The sequence below is a fragment of the Polycyclovorans algicola TG408 genome (assembly GCF_000711245.1).
In the GTDB taxonomy this organism is placed as follows: domain Bacteria; phylum Pseudomonadota; class Gammaproteobacteria; order Nevskiales; family Nevskiaceae; genus Polycyclovorans; species Polycyclovorans algicola.
The window spans coordinates 3,333,377-3,349,931 of the sequence record NZ_JOMH01000001.1 but is presented as its reverse complement, the minus strand read 5'-3'; the positions used below and the strand labels follow the sequence as shown (position 1 = coordinate 3,349,931).

Annotated in this window: 12 protein-coding genes; 5 read left to right on the top strand and 7 right to left on the bottom strand. The window is 64.1% G+C overall.

Translation table 11 applies throughout. The annotated features are described in order from the left end of the window. Positions 1–190 precede the first annotated feature (190 nt). The gene (locus tag U741_RS0115975; RefSeq protein ID WP_052378908.1) at positions 191–2,572 is read left to right on the top strand and encodes a TonB-dependent receptor; all 2,382 of its coding nucleotides are present in this window, start codon (positions 191–193) and stop codon (positions 2,570–2,572) included. A 101-nt stretch (positions 2,573–2,673) separates the two neighbouring features. On the opposite strand, the gene U741_RS0115970 is transcribed toward U741_RS0115975, so the two are convergent. The 7 genes from U741_RS0115970 to U741_RS18730 all read right to left on the bottom strand — a co-directional run bounded on the left by U741_RS0115970 (position 2,674) and on the right by U741_RS18730 (position 10,367). Beyond that, positions 2,674–3,876: a hypothetical protein gene (locus U741_RS0115970; protein ID WP_152551645.1), complete on the bottom strand. Its 1,203-nt coding sequence runs from the start codon at positions 3,874–3,876 to the stop codon at positions 2,674–2,676. A 913-nt stretch (positions 3,877–4,789) separates the two neighbouring features. Continuing rightward, positions 4,790–5,689, bottom strand: a complete 900-nt coding sequence (locus tag U741_RS0115965; protein WP_029891444.1) for a PepSY-associated TM helix domain-containing protein — start codon at positions 5,687–5,689, stop codon at positions 4,790–4,792. 4 nt (positions 5,690–5,693) lie between these two features. Beyond that, positions 5,694–6,305, bottom strand: coding sequence for an FMN-binding protein (locus tag U741_RS0115960; protein WP_084154949.1), 612 nt, complete (start codon positions 6,303–6,305; stop codon positions 5,694–5,696). A 136-nt stretch (positions 6,306–6,441) separates the two neighbouring features. Then, a complete protein-coding gene (locus tag U741_RS0115955; RefSeq protein WP_029891442.1) occupies positions 6,442–6,939 on the bottom strand; it encodes a group I truncated hemoglobin in 498 nt (165 codons plus the stop codon). A 98-nt stretch (positions 6,940–7,037) separates the two neighbouring features. Further along, a complete protein-coding gene (locus tag U741_RS0115950) occupies positions 7,038–8,078 on the bottom strand; it encodes a DUF3034 family protein (RefSeq protein ID WP_052378905.1) in 1,041 nt (346 codons plus the stop codon). 374 nt (positions 8,079–8,452) lie between these two features. Beyond that, positions 8,453–8,833: a cupredoxin domain-containing protein gene (locus U741_RS18735; protein WP_052378904.1), complete on the bottom strand. Its 381-nt coding sequence runs from the start codon at positions 8,831–8,833 to the stop codon at positions 8,453–8,455. 58 nt (positions 8,834–8,891) lie between these two features. Next, entirely contained in the window at positions 8,892–10,367 is a 1,476-nt protein-coding gene (locus tag U741_RS18730) for an OmpA family protein (RefSeq protein WP_052378903.1), read from the bottom strand. 503 nt (positions 10,368–10,870) lie between these two features. Between U741_RS18730 and U741_RS0115930 the strand changes: the two genes are divergently transcribed. The 4 genes from U741_RS0115930 to U741_RS0115915 are packed head-to-tail and all read left to right on the top strand — an operon-like array spanning position 10,871 to position 16,551. Beyond that, positions 10,871–12,703, top strand: coding sequence for an outer membrane protein assembly factor BamD (locus U741_RS0115930; RefSeq protein ID WP_029891438.1), 1,833 nt, complete (start codon positions 10,871–10,873; stop codon positions 12,701–12,703). Then, the gene (locus U741_RS0115925; protein ID WP_029891437.1) at positions 12,700–15,573 is read left to right on the top strand and encodes a tetratricopeptide repeat protein; all 2,874 of its coding nucleotides are present in this window, start codon (positions 12,700–12,702) and stop codon (positions 15,571–15,573) included. The genes U741_RS0115930 and U741_RS0115925 overlap by 4 nt, the downstream gene beginning before the upstream one ends. Next, entirely contained in the window at positions 15,557–16,243 is a 687-nt protein-coding gene (locus U741_RS0115920) for a tetratricopeptide repeat protein (RefSeq protein ID WP_084154947.1), read from the top strand. The genes U741_RS0115925 and U741_RS0115920 overlap by 17 nt, the downstream gene beginning before the upstream one ends. Beyond that, positions 16,240–16,551, top strand: a complete 312-nt coding sequence (locus U741_RS0115915; RefSeq protein ID WP_029891435.1) for a hypothetical protein — start codon at positions 16,240–16,242, stop codon at positions 16,549–16,551. Before U741_RS0115920 ends, U741_RS0115915 begins: the two co-directional genes overlap by 4 nt. The last annotated feature ends 4 nt before the right edge of the window (positions 16,552–16,555 follow it).

The window sequence follows — 16,555 nt, the reverse complement described above, 5'->3', positions numbered from 1 at the left end:
GGGGTGATTCGCACCGCTGGTCGGCGGTCATTGACCCAGATGGTATGGCACCCTACATTCGACCTTGCACGGCGCTGAACGGCGCGGCGTCTCCCGATGCCACCGGACTGCGATTTCGAGAGCGGTAACCCCCGAGCCTGATCGGCCAGATCACGGCGACGGACCTAAAAAATATCCGGGAGGAGAGACCATGGCCAAGAAGCATTCACCCGCCGAGCGGGTTGTTCGTCGCGTCACCGTGTTGTCGATCGCCGCGTGTGCGGCCTCACTTTATGGTCCCAGCCTTCACGCCCAGGGCGGCGAGGGTGAAATCGACTGGGACGAGTTCGAGTCCTCGACGGGTGCCGACGAGGCGGCCCCGGCGACCTCGCCTGAACCGGCCGAGGCCGAGGCGGCCCCCGCGCCGCGCAACGACTACGCCATTGAAGAGATCGTGGTCACCGCGCAGAAGCGCGAGCAGCGGGCACAGGACATTCCCATTGCCCTGTCAGCGTTCACCGACGACAAGGTGCGCGGCTTGGGCATCGAGTCCATCGAGAACGTCGCGCCGCGCGTCCCCAGCGTTTACTTCGGCAGCTTCGGCGCCGCGCGTCCGCAGTTGTACATTCGCGGCATCGGCACCCGCTCGTTCGACCCCGGCTCTGAGAGTTCGGTCGGCGTGTTTGCCGACGAGGTTTACCTGGGGCGCTCCACCGGCTCATTCGGCGCGCTCAAGGACATCGAACGCATCGAAGTGCTGCGCGGCCCGCAGGGCACGCTGTATGGCCGCAACACCATTGGCGGCGCAATCAACATCGTCAGCAAGGGCCCGACGCCGGAGTTTGAGGGTGAGGGCGAATTCGGCATCAGCAACTTCGGCGGTAACGAAGCTTTTGCCGCCGCCGGCGGGCCGTTGAATGAATCCGGCAACCTGCAATTTCGGGTCGCCGGTTGGCACGCCTATCGTGATGGCTACGTGACCAACCTGGCCACCGGCAACAGCTTCCAGGGCGTCGACAACACGGGTGGCCGCTTCCGGTTGGCCTATCTGCCCAGCGACGCGCTGCGCATCGACCTGAGTGTGGAAACGCTGCACGACGGCAACGAAGCGGCGTTTGGTGGCTTCAACCAGGGCACCGGGCCCTCGGCGGCCGGTGATCCGGCCAACCCGACTGCCACCTTTTTCACCCCTGCCGGCACCGCGGCGGTGGCCAACCCTGATCTGCGCCGCGGCACGGCCGACACCGACCCCACGCTGGATCGCGACGCGCGCGCTTATGTGGGACGGGTGAACTGGGATCTGGGCGACGTCACCCTGACCTCGGTGAGCGCTTTCCGCACGCTGGACATCGAGGACGGACGCGACCTGGAAGGTTCGTCGCTGTCGGTCATCGACCAGTTCAGTGCCGAAGAGTCCGACCAATTCACCCAGGAACTCCGCATCGCGTCCAACGCCGACGGCGCCTTCTCGATGAACGGCTTTCTCGACTGGATTGTGGGCGGCTTCTACTACGACGACCGCAGTACGCGTGAAGACCAGTTCTTCATCGGCGTCGACAGCGCGGTGCGGGCCGCCGCCGGCACCCCGGCGCTGGACGTGGCCAGCTCGGACTACAAGATCACCAGCTACGCCCTCTTCTCTGAAGTCACCGCGCACCTGACCGAGCGGCTGGACCTGACCTTGGGCCTGCGCTACACCCGCGATGACAAGGAGGCCACCCAGACCGGCACCACCACCGACGCGGCGCCGATCATCGCCACCGATTTTCAGGTGTTCAACAAGGCCGATTACGATTCGCTGGACCCGCGCGTCGTCGCCAACTTCAAGCTCACGCCTGACCAGAGCGTCTACGCCAGCTACAGCACTGGCTTCAAGAGCGGCGGCTTCCAGTACGTGCCGTTCTCGGCGGCGCAGGCCAACGTGCTGTTCGAGCCCGAAGAAATCGAAGCCTGGGAGATCGGCTACAAGTCGCGCCTGTTCGGCGGCCGTGCGCAGCTGAACATGGCAGTGTTCACCTACGATTATGAAGACCTGCAGGTGTCACGCATCATCGACGCCGGCGGCGCGCCGGTCAGTCTGATCAGCAACGCCGCATCGAGTGAAGTCATGGGTCTGGATCTGGAGTTCCTGGTGCGGGTCAATCAGCACCTCGATCTGAATCTCAGCTACGGCCATCTGGATGCCACCTACGAGGACTACGTGTTCAGTGCCGAACAGGACCTCAATTTCTCGGGCACCGACCTGGTTCGTGCGCCCGACAACACCCTGAGTCTGGGCGCCGAAACCTACTTCGAACTGGGTCGCGGCGAGCTGACCATGCGCGCCGACTACGCCTGGCTCAGCGATTTCTACTTTGAGCCTGGCCAGGGCGACAACCGCTTCGGCTCCGGCATTCCGCTGTCGGAAGAAAGCAGCTACGGCCTGCTCGACTTGCGGGTGGTTTATGCGCAGGACCAGTGGCGCGTCACCGGCTTCATGACCAACGCGCTGGATGAGGAATACCGCCGCACGGTGAATGCTCTGGGCAGCACCATCGTCGGCTTTGCCGGCCAGCCGCGCATTTATGGCGTGAAGTTTGGCTGGGAGTTCTGAGCGGCGCTCGTCGGCATGAATGCCGACCTACGGAAGCGGTGGAAACCGCTCCGTAGGTCGGGCCCCAGCCCGACGACCTTGCCGTGTGGACTGAGCTTGCTTCAGAACGAATAGCCCAGCCACGCCCACAACTTGTCGGTGTCCACCGCCAGGCTGTCGGCTGAATAGGTGCCGTATTTCAGCCCGCCATTGAGCTTGCCAACCAGCGGCCGGGTGACCTGTACGTTGAACTCACGGCCGTAGTCGGCATTGCCTTCGTCGGCGCTGAACTCATGGTACTTGGCCATCCACGCCACCTTGCCGATGCTGCCGCTGAGGCGAATGTAGGTGTCTTGCAGGCCGGTCAGCGGCGTCACCAGAAACAGGTCATTCCAGCCGTTGTGGGCGTGCAGCGTGGCCAGCGGGGTTTGCACCGCGTAGTTGCCGCCGTCGCTGCCAAGCAGCTCGTAGCCCAGCGCCAGCGAGATGCCCTTGAACCCCAGCGCCAGCTCGCCCAGCAGGTAGTCGGCGTCGAATTCGCCGGTCATCAGCGTGCCGTCCTGGCGCGCAAATTCGGCCACATAGCTGAGCTTGACTGCGGGTGTCAGCGGCACGCCGCCGGTGGCGCGCAGGCCGACGGTGTCGGGGTCGGGCGTGGCGGCGGTGATCAGTTCGTAGTCCAGCAGGTAGGCGTAGGCGGTCAGCGTTAGGGCCGGCACGGCCACCCACTGGGCGTTGAGCAAGACGCCTTCAAGGTCAATGTTGGTGAAAAAAATGCTGTTGATGTTGGTGATGAACGCGCCGTTGAGCGTCACTCCGGCCAGCGGCGTGGCCTTCAAAAAGTAGCCGTCGTAGGTCTGTTCGTTTTGCCGCCAGCCGACGTTGCCCACCCAGCGGGCGTTGTCGAGGATGAGCTTGCTGCGCCCCACGGTGGCAACCAGATTTTTGATGCCGGTGTAGCGAAACCCCCACTGGTTGACCTCGGTGCCCTCGGGGTCGGGCACCACCGAATGCTGTGCGGGCGGGGGCACGCCGGAATAGTCATCGACCAGCGCGTTGACGTTTTCCATTTCGACAAAGCCGCTCAGGCCGTTCCAAGACTGGGTGGTATAGCCCAACACCGTGCGCACGGTGAGCGCGTCGGCGTCCTCCAGCGCGTTGTCCTGCGCGACGCCTTCGTAGCGCAGCCGCAGGTCAAGGTTCACGGTGCCGCCGCTAAGGGCCGCCTCTAAGCGTGAACCGGGTGCGGGTGCTGCAGAGACGCCGGGGAGACTGCCGAAAGCCAGGGTGCTGCCGAGTACTGCCACTGCCAAACGATGCTTCACGTCTATGGACTCCTGCAAAAGAGATAAGAAAGGTCGGTGTTCCGGCCGGTGCAGGCCGACAACGGGCGCCATTGCCCTTCGGTCAACGGGGCCGACCCGCCGGCACTGGCGTTCGGGTTCCGTGTACGGCGGTACAGCAGATGTCGCGGCCCTGAGGCGACCATCGCCCACGACCGGACCGGCGCGGCGCGATACGGGGTCGCGGCGACGGGGGTTCGTCGGGTTGATGACGCCCTCAGGTCAGCGGGCGTGTCTCCGGTCCCCGGGCGCGTGGCGCCGGGCCCGGTGGGTCAGCCGCTAGGGGGTGGTGACCCGCGTGGCTGGCCGGTCAATGTTTGGCGCGTTCGGGCGCAGGCCGTCGTGCGTTCAAGGGGGTTGTGCATGGGTGAGTTCCAAAAAAAATCCACCGACACCCCAGGGGCATCGATGGACGGCGTTGTCCTGGGGTTCCGGCCGCCTTTGGCGCAGAACGATGTTTGTGTTGGTAGCGGGCAGCCTGTCCTGCCTCACGTGGGACAGCTATCGCAACCCGCGTGCCAAGTGCTTCCGCATGGTGCATGCAGGGGGTCGCGCGCCCTTTTCAGACGCACGTCGGGGGTGCGCGCACGGCAACGGTGCCTGCAGGGCGCAGCGCTGCCCCACCACGGGTCAGTGCACCGTGATGAGGCGTTTGACGTTGGGGAGTGTCGCCGTGTGGGCGGCATGGGTGGACCGCTCGGTGACGGTCACGGCAAAGCTGGGCACAACCGGGGGTTGCCTTCGGAGTGGCCTGCCTTGGTCTATCGCCATGGGGGGCGGCGTCAGCATTCAAGGCAACGCGGTGGCGGCGTCAGGTCAGCGCGGGCTCACGTGGGCGGCGCACCGGCGCGGTGGGCGCCGCGCGGTACGCCGCAAAGACCTGGATTCGAGGGGGTCAGGGACCGCGACGGTTGTTCATCTGCCGGCTGATGCGCCAGGTCATCCATACGCCGCTGATGCCCAGCCAGATCGCCAGGATGCCGACGATATTGACCACCCACACGCCAGTGTCGCCAAAGATGCGGCCGCTGTGCAGGTCGAGCAGGGTTTGTTCCAGCGACATGCTGGGACGCGAGAAGGGCGCCAGCATTTCGCGCTGGTCCTCGGTGAGGTCAGTTGGCTCTGACCACGTTACGTTGGTGTCGTCGGCTTGCGGCGTCCAACTCAGACCCCCGTCGTTGCTTGCGAAACGCCCTTCCGGGCTGTCGATGACCACGGTGGAGGCCTGCGTACCGACACGCAACAACTCGCGGACCGGAATGATGGGTGAGCTCATCCGCTCGTAGAGTTCACCGGTCGGCTTCACGGCGTAGAGCGCTTCGCGAGTGGCAATAAACAACAGCACCTCGCCGCCCGCGTCGCTGGACACTACGCCCAGCGGCGTGGGCATCTCAAACGGCAGTGCTGCGCCGTCGAGTGCGACCACGTCTCCAGACTTGGCCACCCAGCCGTCGGCGCCGACAAAGCCCTTTTTCGGCGGTGATGCCCTGAGTCCGTACAGTCCGGTAATCCAGGTCCAGTCAATTCGGGCCGTGTCGTAGCCCCAGGCAGAACTCTGGTTGATCAAAAAGCCGCTGGCGCCGAGCCAAATCATGAAGATGAACGCGGCAAGGCCCGCGCGTTTGTGCCACTGGCGCAAAAACATCCCAACATTGCTGCGACCCGGTGCAGTCTTGACGCCCTTGCGCGACCGCCACTGCCGAAGCCGTCGGGGCATCATCGCGCGGAAACGGCCTTTCGAGCCCGACTCGGCGGGGAGTTTGGGTTGCGCGTTGCCAGCGGAGCTCGGTGACATGGGCTCACTCCTTGACCAAGGCATCGAGCGTGATGGCGGTGCGCGCCATGCGCTGCATCATGTAAACCGACTCCGTGGCGCCGGTGATGGCGTCCACTTCGACGGTCAGGCCCTTACCGTCGGCCTTGGCGCCCTTGAGCTGTTCAAGGAAGAACTCTTCGCCAACTTCCTGACCGCGTGACTCGCGATAAACCAGCACCTGGGCGTCGATGATTTCGCCATCCTTGACCAGAAACGCGCTGGTGGTCGGCTGATAGCCCTTCTTTCCAAGGTCGTCGAAGATCCACGCGGTGTAGCCATCGGCGCTCCAATAGCGCATGCGCGGATCGGGGTAATAGCGTTCGAAAACGTCGCGAACGGCCTCCTTCTTGTCACCTTCAATGGCCAAGACGGAAGGCGATGGCGGCGTTGCGCCAAAGTGTTCGGACAAAAATTCTTCCGGCTCCTGAAAGTAAAAATAAAATTCAAAGCGTGCTTCTTTGGCCCACGCCGCGCCGGCCACTGTCACGGCGGCGGCGACCGACAGCGCTGATGCGCGCAACCAGAATGTGGCGCCGTATTGGGTTGAACCCTGCCGAGTGGCCTTCAAACGAAATGTATTAATAAGTTTGATCATTGATTGAATTCCACGAGTTACTAGAAAGTGCGGTTCTCATAACCGACAATGCCGGTTGACTCAAAGCTGTAGGCCATGAGTCAACCGGTTTTAGGCCCAATTGAATGAGGGCTGCAGACATCACAACCAACATTGATTACTGCGTGACAATGTCAAAGGTAAACGGCGCCAGGCCGGCAATAATCTGGTTGCACTGGTAGTAGTGATAGCTCACCGCGTCGCAGGCGTTGTAGGCTGCTTCAACCACCGCGTTGAACTCTTCCATAGTAATGCCCAAGTCGCCGTGGGCCGCCGTCATGCTGGCGCCCATATACTCTTCGCCATTACCCAGAACGCGCTGGACGAGCTGGGTATTGAGTGCAATTTGCCGCTCAATGTTGCCGTGCTCGATAAAAATCGGCGCAATGCGGTAATCAAGCAAAATATAGTGAAACAGTTGCTTGACCCAAAGGTTGATACCGGCTTCGCCGCCCATGGCTTCGACCGTGCCACTGGGAATGCCTGGGAAAGCCTTGGCCTTGCCGCTGGCATCAAATGCCGGTCCGTCTTGGGCGAAGGCGGGCTGGGTCCCTGCAACGGCAAACGCCAAGGCGGCTGTGGTGGCGGTGACTTTAAATGCAGACTTGATGTTCATGAAGCTTCTCCTGAATGCCATGGGAATGGCGAAGTTAAAAATGTGAGCGTCGGCACCGAGGGGGTGAGGTGCGAATGCCGATACTCACGAGGTGACGCTTAGAAGGACGCTTGGAATGACGCGTAGAAACCGTGCTGATCGGGGGTCAGCGTGATATTGCCGAGAATGGCGTAGGCAAAGGTCATCGAGAAGTTTTTGCTGGGGGCATAGGCGATGAAGAAGTCCATCCAATCGTCTTCGTCGAGCTGAGTTAGCGTCTCACCCAGGGCAACGCCCAGGCCGGACAAAAGTTCCGTGGCACCTGACAGGTCAAGCGCACCCACCCGGATACTGCGACCATCAAGGTTGTCGCCATGTTGGGCGTACTCCACCCCGATGGCGGTGCGTTTGTTCAGCAGGTGAGCAATCGACCCTTCAAAGCGGATCTCTTTATCATTGTCATCGCCGCCGCCAAACCCGGTCAGGCCAGTCTGGTTGGCCGAGGTGTAACGAGCGGTGACGTTAAACAGCGTGCTGATGGGAAAAAAGAGCTTGGTTGCCGAAAGATAAAGTTCGTAATCCTTCGCCTTGTTAGCTTGCAAAGTTCTGAGCAAGTTTTCGTTCTGGTTGTCTTTGTAAAAGCCACCAAAAGCGACCTGCGGAATGATTGTTTGCGAATTGTAAATGGCATCCCCAAACAGGCGAATCTTTGCCCCATAGATGTGCATCTTGATGGTGGTGTTGAAGGGTTCAATCCCCAAATTGTCTGATGCATTGAGTACATTCAGTGCCAAGCCAACCGTGTCAAATGTCCCGCCCGTGGGCAGCACGCTGTAGGCATAAGACAGTTCCAGGCGATCGTAGAATGCGAGGTTCAGGCCAATGGTGTTGAGGCTGTAGTCGGGAAGATAGGCAAAGGTGTATCGCATACTGGCGTTGATACCATCGCGGGTCCCGTACCCATTGATCACGGCCCAAGGCGTTACACCGCCACCGCCCGCGCCATCAATCGCGCCAACGCCCCCGGTTAACAGTACTTTGCCGTCGTCGTATTGACTCCATGCGGGAAAGGATGTGGTGATCAAGCTGACACCCAGACTCAGGCCAAGGGCCAGGGTCAGGCGCGCGGTTCGCTTGCTGAAGCTACTCACTGGGTTCATTTATAAAACTCCCTACTCTTAATGACGCCGTGGCGCCGATGGGTATGCTCAAAAGACGGGCAAAAAAAAAGCCTGCTTCCTGATCGATTGCCAGGAATGCAGACTTCGTTGTCAGATGGAGCAGCCGCGTTGCTGGTCCCGTTCCGGTTGTGAGGCGCCCGCTGTGGCGTTCACATGATCTTTAAAGCAAGCCGCGTGCCAACCGCGCTTTAGTCTAAAAAGTTAATAACTATCAGTATCTTGTTCGTTGCGAGTGTCAACGATGAGCTTTTTTGACCAGGGTTGAATCGCCCTATACATCCATCGTGTGCCGTCTTGTTGCACTGCGGCATCAATAGGTGCCGCAGTGCACCAATTGCGCGCCGACTTGTGCGTTATTGGACGGTGATCGTGCCCTTCATGCGCGGGTGCATGGTGCACGCGTACGGAAAGGTTCCCGCCGTGTCAAAGGTGTGCGCCCACTGCTTGTTCATGCTCATTCGGCCGCTGTGGGCGCCGTCAACCGTGATCTTGTGGTTGGACCCGTCGAGATTGGTGAAGACCACCGTCGTGCCGGCTTCAACGGTCAGTTCTTCGGGCGTGAACTGCATGAAATCGACGATTTCGATGCTGGCCTGTTTGCCGCTGATCTCCAGCGGTGCAGACGGCGTGGTGTCGGCAATGGCGGTGCCGCCCACGCCGACCAGAAAGGCCGAAAGGGTGAGCGCGGGCAAGAACGCGGCATGGTGAAAGCGGGTTTTGTGGCTCGTGGTCATTGGATGTCTCCGGTTTCAGGCAGATGAGAGGCCGGATAGGCCCGTGGGTGAAATGAATTCAGCGCTGCGCGGCAACGGCGGCGGGCTGCACCGTGCCGGCATCGTTGCCCCATGAGTTGCGGGTGTAGGTAATGACAGCGGCGATTTCGTCGTCGCTCAGGTCGTCCGCGAACGATGGCATGGCGCGCTTGCCGTTCAGCACCTGGCGGATCTGCGCCGCGGGCGGACCCTTGATCAGGAAGCTGCCCACCAGCGACGGAAATGCGGGCGGCGAGCCCTGGCCGTTGCTCTGGTGGCAGACGGCGCAGTTGTCGTTGAACACCGCTTCACCTTGGGCAATAAGGTTGTCCTTGCTGATTGCATCTTCCGGGGTTGCGGCCGCTTCGGCGACAGGTGTTGTCGGTGCCGCGCTGCTGCGTTCGGGCTCGGCTGCAGGTGTTGGGCTTGGCGTGGGTGCAGCGGTCGGCTTTGCGGTGGTGGTGACGGTCGAGCGCGGTGACGTTCGTTCCGAGATCATCAGTTCAACCCGACGGTTGCGTGCGCGGCCTTCGTCGGTGTCGTTATCGGCAACGGGTTTTGACTCGCCAAAACCACGGGTGGTGATGCGCTCGCCGGCGATGCCGTCGTCGACCAGGTAGGCCTTCACCGATTCGGCACGTCGCTCGGACAGGGCCTGGTTGTAGGCGTCCGGGGCGGTGCTGTCAGTATGACCGTGCACTTCGATTTTGATCTCTGGCCGATCTTTGAGCGCATCTGATGAGCGGTCGAGACTCGCCTGTTCGTCCGAACGAATCTCGGCGCTGTCGATCTCGAACTCCAGACCTTCAAGCACGATGCTGTCATTGATCTTGCAGCCGGTCAGGCTCAGGGGCTCGCCTGGCGCCGGCATTTCGCACGGCGGCGGCGCAACCACGCGCGGCGGCTGCGGCGTCGGGGTGGGCGGTGGCGGCAGCGGGTTGTTCGGGCGCGACGCCTTGCTGCCAAAGGGGATGTGCAGGCCCAGATTGAAGCGGGTTTCGCCCAGACTTTCGGTACTCAGATAAAGGGCCTCGGCGCGCAGACCCAGGCGGCCAATCAGCGCGCCAAAGTCGTACCCCAAACCCGCGTGGTACTGGGCATGATCGCCGCCCATGGCGTCAAGGTGCACGTACAGGCCACTGTCCAGCGGGTAAAAATTGAGGCCCAGCCCCACGCTGCCGACCGAGACGCTTTCGCTGGTGCAGCCAATGTTGAGCGTGGCGCACAGGGCCCCGGTTTCATCGCTGTCGCCGTAGTCGAGGTAGCTGGCGCGCAGCTCGGCCCCAAAAAATGACGAGAAGCGCCGACCGAAGGCCAGCAGGCCGCCGAAGGCATCGTCGGTCATCCGCTCGTCGTCGGCGATGACGTACGAAACCATGGGCGCGATGTAGCTGTGGTCCACGCCGTCTTCGGCCAAGGCAACGTGCCCGATACCGAGGGTCATCGGCGTGACCAGCATCAAGGCGCTGATCAGCCGCGACTTTTGCGAAGCGCGATGGGCCGTAAGGGTCTTCATGTGGGCGTACTCGTGAGGGGCGGCAGGGAAAGGGCGGCGCGGTGGACGGCCCCCGCACAAAAAAAATCCACCGCCCGCAGTTCTGCGAGCAGTGGACGTCGTTATCCGGGGCGAGGCCGTCGTTGGCGCTCTGGGTGCGGCGCCTGATCAAGCGCTCGCAACCGAGAGAGAAGCAAAAGCAGTGCCACGGTACAAAAGGCCTTTCGCCCGGCTTTTGTTGCGGCCGATGCGCGACGATGGCCCCATCGGTGAGCCACTTCGGATCAGCGCGCACCAACGGGGTGCCAGGCTGGCCCGCGACGCGAATGATCCAGGCCTGCGTCGACGTGCGGCCGCGCCCGATCGGGTGGCACGCGGTTTGCTCACCTTTGCCATGTGCCCCTCTCGACCCCCGTCGGCTGGGCTCGGCCAAAGAAGGCCGTATTTAAGGACACCGTCGTCCACCCGGTCACGCGCTCGCATCAGCGACGCGTGGCGGGTGGATTTTTTTTGGACCCAAGGTTATGCGGACTCTTCAATGCCACATCAAAGGACTCGCTGCAGCGTGCCTACTGGCGTTTGCGTCCGCCGCACCGGCCGGCGCGTCGCAGGCCGATGACAACGCCCGCGTGCTGGCCGACATCGCATCGGCTGCGTTGGCATTGGAACAGGCCATTGCGCAGCAGCCGGGTGCAATGGGGCTGGCGGCGCCGTTTAACGTTTACCTGCGGACGCTGCCGAACGGCCTGCGTCTGCACAGCGTGACCGCCACCTGGGGCACATCGTCAACCCACCAGGTCGAGCTCAATCATCAAACCGCTGAAGCGCTGCGCAGCGGTGCGGTGTTTGCTTTGCCCATCCCGCTCAGCGAGGCGGGAATGCAGCCGCTGCGCGTTGAGATTCTGGCCAGCCGCATGGTCAGCGGCGCGCGGATTGCCCGCTTGCGTTTGACCTATTCCGGCGACGTCGAGGTCGGTACGACGGGACGTCATATCGAGCTGGTGCTCCAGCAGGAAGGTCTGCGCAACCGCCATACCCTCACGTTGGCCGAAACGCCGTCGAGTGAACGCAGCCTGCGCATTGGTGTTGCCGAAATGCTGCTGGCCACGGGTCATCCTTACCGGGCAGCAGCCGAGCTGGCCGCCCTGAACGGCGTGCAGACCGATGTAGACGCCGCCTCGGCAGGCGCTGCGCTGTTGGCGCGTGCGCAGCAGGCACTGCATATCGAGGCAGGTCATGCGGCGTCGGGCGATGCCAACGCGGCGTCGATCGCCGGGCGTTACGCGCACGCCCGGCGGTTGTTGCGTGACGGCCTTCGCGACGAGGCCTTGACGGCGCTCAAGGCGGTGACCGAGCTGACCGATGACAGCCCTGCGGCGCGGGCAATGCGCGACCGCGCCAATCTCGCCCTCGCCGAGCAGGCGCTCTATGCCGGTCACGGCGACGAGGCCACGCAGCGGTTCGAAAAGGTGCACAGCCCCGGTCCCTATGCCAGCCGGGCCTTGCTGGGACTCGGGTGGTCCTACCTGCTGTCGGGCTCGGTTGCCGCGGGCGTCGATCAAGCCGGCACGCTCGTTGCGGCCCCGCGTCTTGAGGCCACGGCCAGCCTACGACCGGCCTCTGCCGATGAGACTGCCGAGCTGCGCAGAATGTCGCCGTTCCGGTACGCCGACGCGGTGATCAGAGGCCCCCGGCAAGACCGGCTGCAGCAGGCATTGACGGTCTGGCAGGAGCTGATCGGTCGCGACCCTGGTGACCCGGCCGTGCAGGAAGGCATGCTCGCCATGGCCTATGCCTTCGCGCATTTGGGCGCCCACGAGCAGGCCGTGCAGCGCTATCAGCGCGCCCTCGATCAGATGTTGACCATGCGCAGCCATTTGGGCGACGCCATGCGTCATGTCGAAAGCGGTGCGTTGGTGTCGGCCATGCGTCAGCACGATGCAAGCGCAACCAGTGACTGGTCGTGGTGGCTGCTTGAACGCCGCGACGCGCGCTGGTGGATGAGCGAAGACGTCGACGCCGCACCGCTGTTCTATGTCGAACATTTGCTGGAGCGCGATGACTTTCGCCAGACGCTGGGCGACTTCCAGAATCTGCAGTCCATCGCCGCCCGGCTTTTCCAGCTTGCTGCGGATGCGCCTCAGGGCTTGCAACCCCGCATTGCGGCCTTGCAGCAGCGTGTCGGCGCCGCCCTAGACCGATTCGAGGCGCAGATCGAAACCTTGGCCCTGGGCCAGTTGGCGCAGCAACGCACCACCACCGAAACCTATGTCGCCGAGGCGCATTTGGCCTTGGCGCGGATGTATGACCGACCCGCCGAGCCGGCCCAGCCCTACCTTGAGGCGGTCACGCCATGACCCATCGCCACCTGTTGCCGCCATTGCTGTTGCCGCTGTTGTGGCTGAACGGTTGCCAGTCGCCGCTGGTGCGCAGCGAGCCACCGCCGCGAACCGTTGAATCCATTGCCCAGAACACGACCACCGACAGCGGCATTGGCTGGTTGCTGGCGGGCAAATCCTCGATGGTCGCGCCGGTGTCATCCGCGCGGGTCAGCGCCGATCCTTACGCCGCCATCCGCCACTACGAGGCGCTACTGGACTACGCCCAAGCGCCGACCGTGCGCGCCGAGGCGATGCGCCGCGCCGCTTATCTGCGCATTCAACTGTTCGACTCGGGCGAGGCCGACGATCCGCGGCTGCTGGATGAGGCGCTGGCGCTCTACGCGCAACTGTTCGCCGAGCAGCCCGATGCGCCGGGCAACGATCTGGCCCGATATCAGCAGGCGCGGGCCCTGCACTTGGTGGGTCGCAGCATTGAGGCTGCCGGGGCCCTGCGAACCCTGACGTCGGCGTACCCGGACTCGGCGCTGTTTGCCGACGCCGCCTTCCGTGCCGGCGAGCTGTTCTACATCGAGCGCCAGCACGGGCCCGCGGCACAGGCTTACGCCGACGCCGCGGCCGCGCTGCCACCGGGCGACGTGCTGAAAGACATCGCCCAATACCGCATGGGCTGGGCGCACCTACAGGATGCGCAGTATCGCGAGGCGGCCACTGCGTTTGTCACCTTGCTGCAGCGGTCGTGGCCCAAGGACGAAGAAGTCCCCGGCGATGTCGAGGCGGCGCTGGCGACGATAGGCGCCCAGCGTCAGGAACTGGGCCGCGACGCCCTGCGCGGATTGAGCTTTGCCTTCATGAACTGGGGCGGCATCCCCGAGCCACAGCAACCCTGGGGCGGTGCCGAGGCCTTGGCCGCGAATGCCCCGGTGTACTACGCATCGCTGGGCGCACTGTTGCGGGAGCGTCAACGGTATACCGATGCCGCCACGACCTACGCCGCATTCACCGACCGTTACCCGCGGCATGCCGACGCGCCGGACTTTCAGCGACAGGTCATCGCCAGCCATGCTGCCGGCGGCTTTGTGGAACTTGAAGTGGCGGCGCGCGAAACCTACGCGCGCCGCTATGCACCGCAGGCGTCTTATTGGGAAGCGGCACCGCCCTCGGCTGAATTCGTTGCCGACTTTCGCGGTCATTTATTGAGTCTTGCGCAGCACCGGCACGCGCGGGCCCAGCAACTGGAGGACGACCGCACCGCGCGGCAGGCCGAGTACCAGGCGGCCGCGCACTGGTATCAGGAGGCGCTGGCCTTGGTGCCGGACGCCGACGATGCCACCGAAGTGCGTATGCGCTACGCCGATGCCCTGCTCGACGGCGAGAGGGTCGAGGACGCCGCCACGCAATACCGGCGTCTGGCCTTTGACCATGCGCCGCATGCGCGCAGCGAAGAAGCCGCCTTGGCCACCGTGCAGGCTTACCGCCAACTGGCCGACACCCAGCCGCCACAGGGTCGCGACGCCGCACACGCGCAGGTCATCGAAACCAGCCTGCGGCTTGCCGAGGCCTATCCCGACCATCCCGAACGTGCTCGGGTGATGCTCGGTGCCGCCGAATTGGCCTTCGACACCGGCGATCCGGCGCAGGCACGTGACATTGCCCTGGCCGTGTTGGCCCTGCCGGCAACAGCTGCCACCCTGCAGCAGGACGCCACGGCGGTGCTGGCCGACAGCCAGTTCGCCCTGGACGATTTCGTTGCCGCCGAAGCCACGTACACCGCTTTGCGGGCCACGCTGCGCCCGGCCGACGCGCGGCAGGACGCCGTCACCGAGCAATTGGCCTCGGCCATTTACCGGCAGGGCGAGGCGGCGCGTGACGACGAGCGCTGGTCCGATGCGGCCAGCACCTTCGCGCGCCTGCTGACCGTCACGCCGGGCTCGAAGCGCCGGCCCGGTGCCACGTTTGACGCTGCGGTGATGCACCTGCGCGCCGAGGCCTGGACCGAAGCGGCCAGTGGTTTCGAGACGTTTCGTCAGCGCTACCCGCAGCACCCGCAGGTTGCCGATGCGGACAAATGGCTGACCAAGGCCTACCTCGGCGATGGGCACAAAGGCCGCGCAGCCGTCGCCTTTGAGCGGGTCGCGGCGCGCGACACCGAAGCCGCCGATATTCGTGAAGCGGCAGCCTGGCAGGCCGCTCGTCTGCACCATGAGGCCGGTCAGTACCGCGCGGCCGGGCCGGCGTACGAACGCTATTTGCAGCGTCACGCAGCGTCGTCGCCCGACCGCGGCCAGGAAGCGCGCCAGCATCTGGCCGATCTTGCGCTGCAGGTCTATGGCGACCGCGACGGGGCGTTGGCTTGGATAACCGAAATTCTGCGTGCCGACGCCGCAGCCGGCGCACGCCGTACCGAGGTGTCACGCACGCTGGCAGCGCGCGCGCACCTCGCGCTGGGCCGCGACAGCGCTCGGCGGGCACAGCAGATTGCGCTGACCGCGCCCATCGCAGAATCCCTGCGGCAACGCACGGCGGCAGTGAGCGAGGCGGTCGAGCACCTTTCTGCGGCAACCGCGTCGGCCTATGCCGATGTCGTGCCCGAGGCGACATTCGAGATGGCGTCGGTGTACCTCGACCTGTCGGCAGCGCTGCTGGTCTCCGAGCATCCGCCTGACCTGGACGGCGCCGCGCTGCAGGAATACGTGCTCTACGTCGAAGAGCAGGCCTATCCGATGGAAGCGCGCGCCATCGCGCTGCACGAACGCAATCTGGCGTTGCTCGGTGACGGCCACTGGGACACGTGGATCCAGCGCAGTGCCCAGTCGCTGGCACGAATGATGCCGGTGCAGTACGGCAAACGGGAACAGCGGGAGACGCACTATGCAAGCCTGCAATAACGACATTCACCTTCTTCAGATGCGGCGCACCGACGCGCTGGTCTGGCTGCTGGGCGGCCTGATGCTGCTGACCGTTGGCGGCTGCAGCACCCCGGGTCGCAGCCTGTCTGGCGACACGGCCGGCCGCAGCCCGTCATTGCAGCAGACCGGCCTGTCGCGGCAAGAGATTCGTGACGCCGACGCGCAGTTCGAACGCGCGTTGGCGGCGCTGCAGGCGCGTCAGCACGACGAGGCGCAGGCGCTGTTTCGGGCGCTGTCGGAGGCCCATCCAGAGTTGTCCGGCCCGCTGACCAACCTCGGCATTCTCGATGCCCAGGGTCGCGACGTCGCCCAGGCACTGCGACACTTCAGCCGCGCGGTCGAGGCCAACCCCGACAACGCGGTGGCGTTTAACTGGCTGGGCATCCTGCAGCGTGAGCAGGGCGCCCATGCGCAGGCTGAGCAGGCATATCTGCGCGCCATTGCGCTGGACGATGGCTATGCCAGTGCTCACCGCAACCTCGGTGTGCTGTACGACGTGTACCTGCAGCGCCCCGCCGCTGCCGTGACCCATTACCGCCGCTATCTGGAACTGGAGGGCGGCAAGGACCTGATCGTGCTGGCGTGGATCCACGAGCTGGAAGACCGCGACGTGACCACCGCGGCCGTGTCGCCGGGGCAGGCGCCATGACCGCGCGTTTCCGATTGCTGTTGGGGGTGTTGATGGCTGGCCTTGCACCGCTGGGCGTGGCCGCCGACGACACCGAGACGGTCCCCGCCACTGCTGCGGCGGTCGGCACGACGATTTTTGGCGACCACGAACAGGCCTTGGGGCTGTACCTGATGCCGTGGAAAGAGGAAGCGGCCAGCGACATCGACCGCCCGCCGCAGTTGCTGCACCTGATGCCGGCCCTGGGCACGCCCGACGCTGCCCGAACCAGGGCGGTGCTCTACGAGAGCATCAACGCCTATCGGCACGCACAGGTTGGCAAGCGATAGCCAG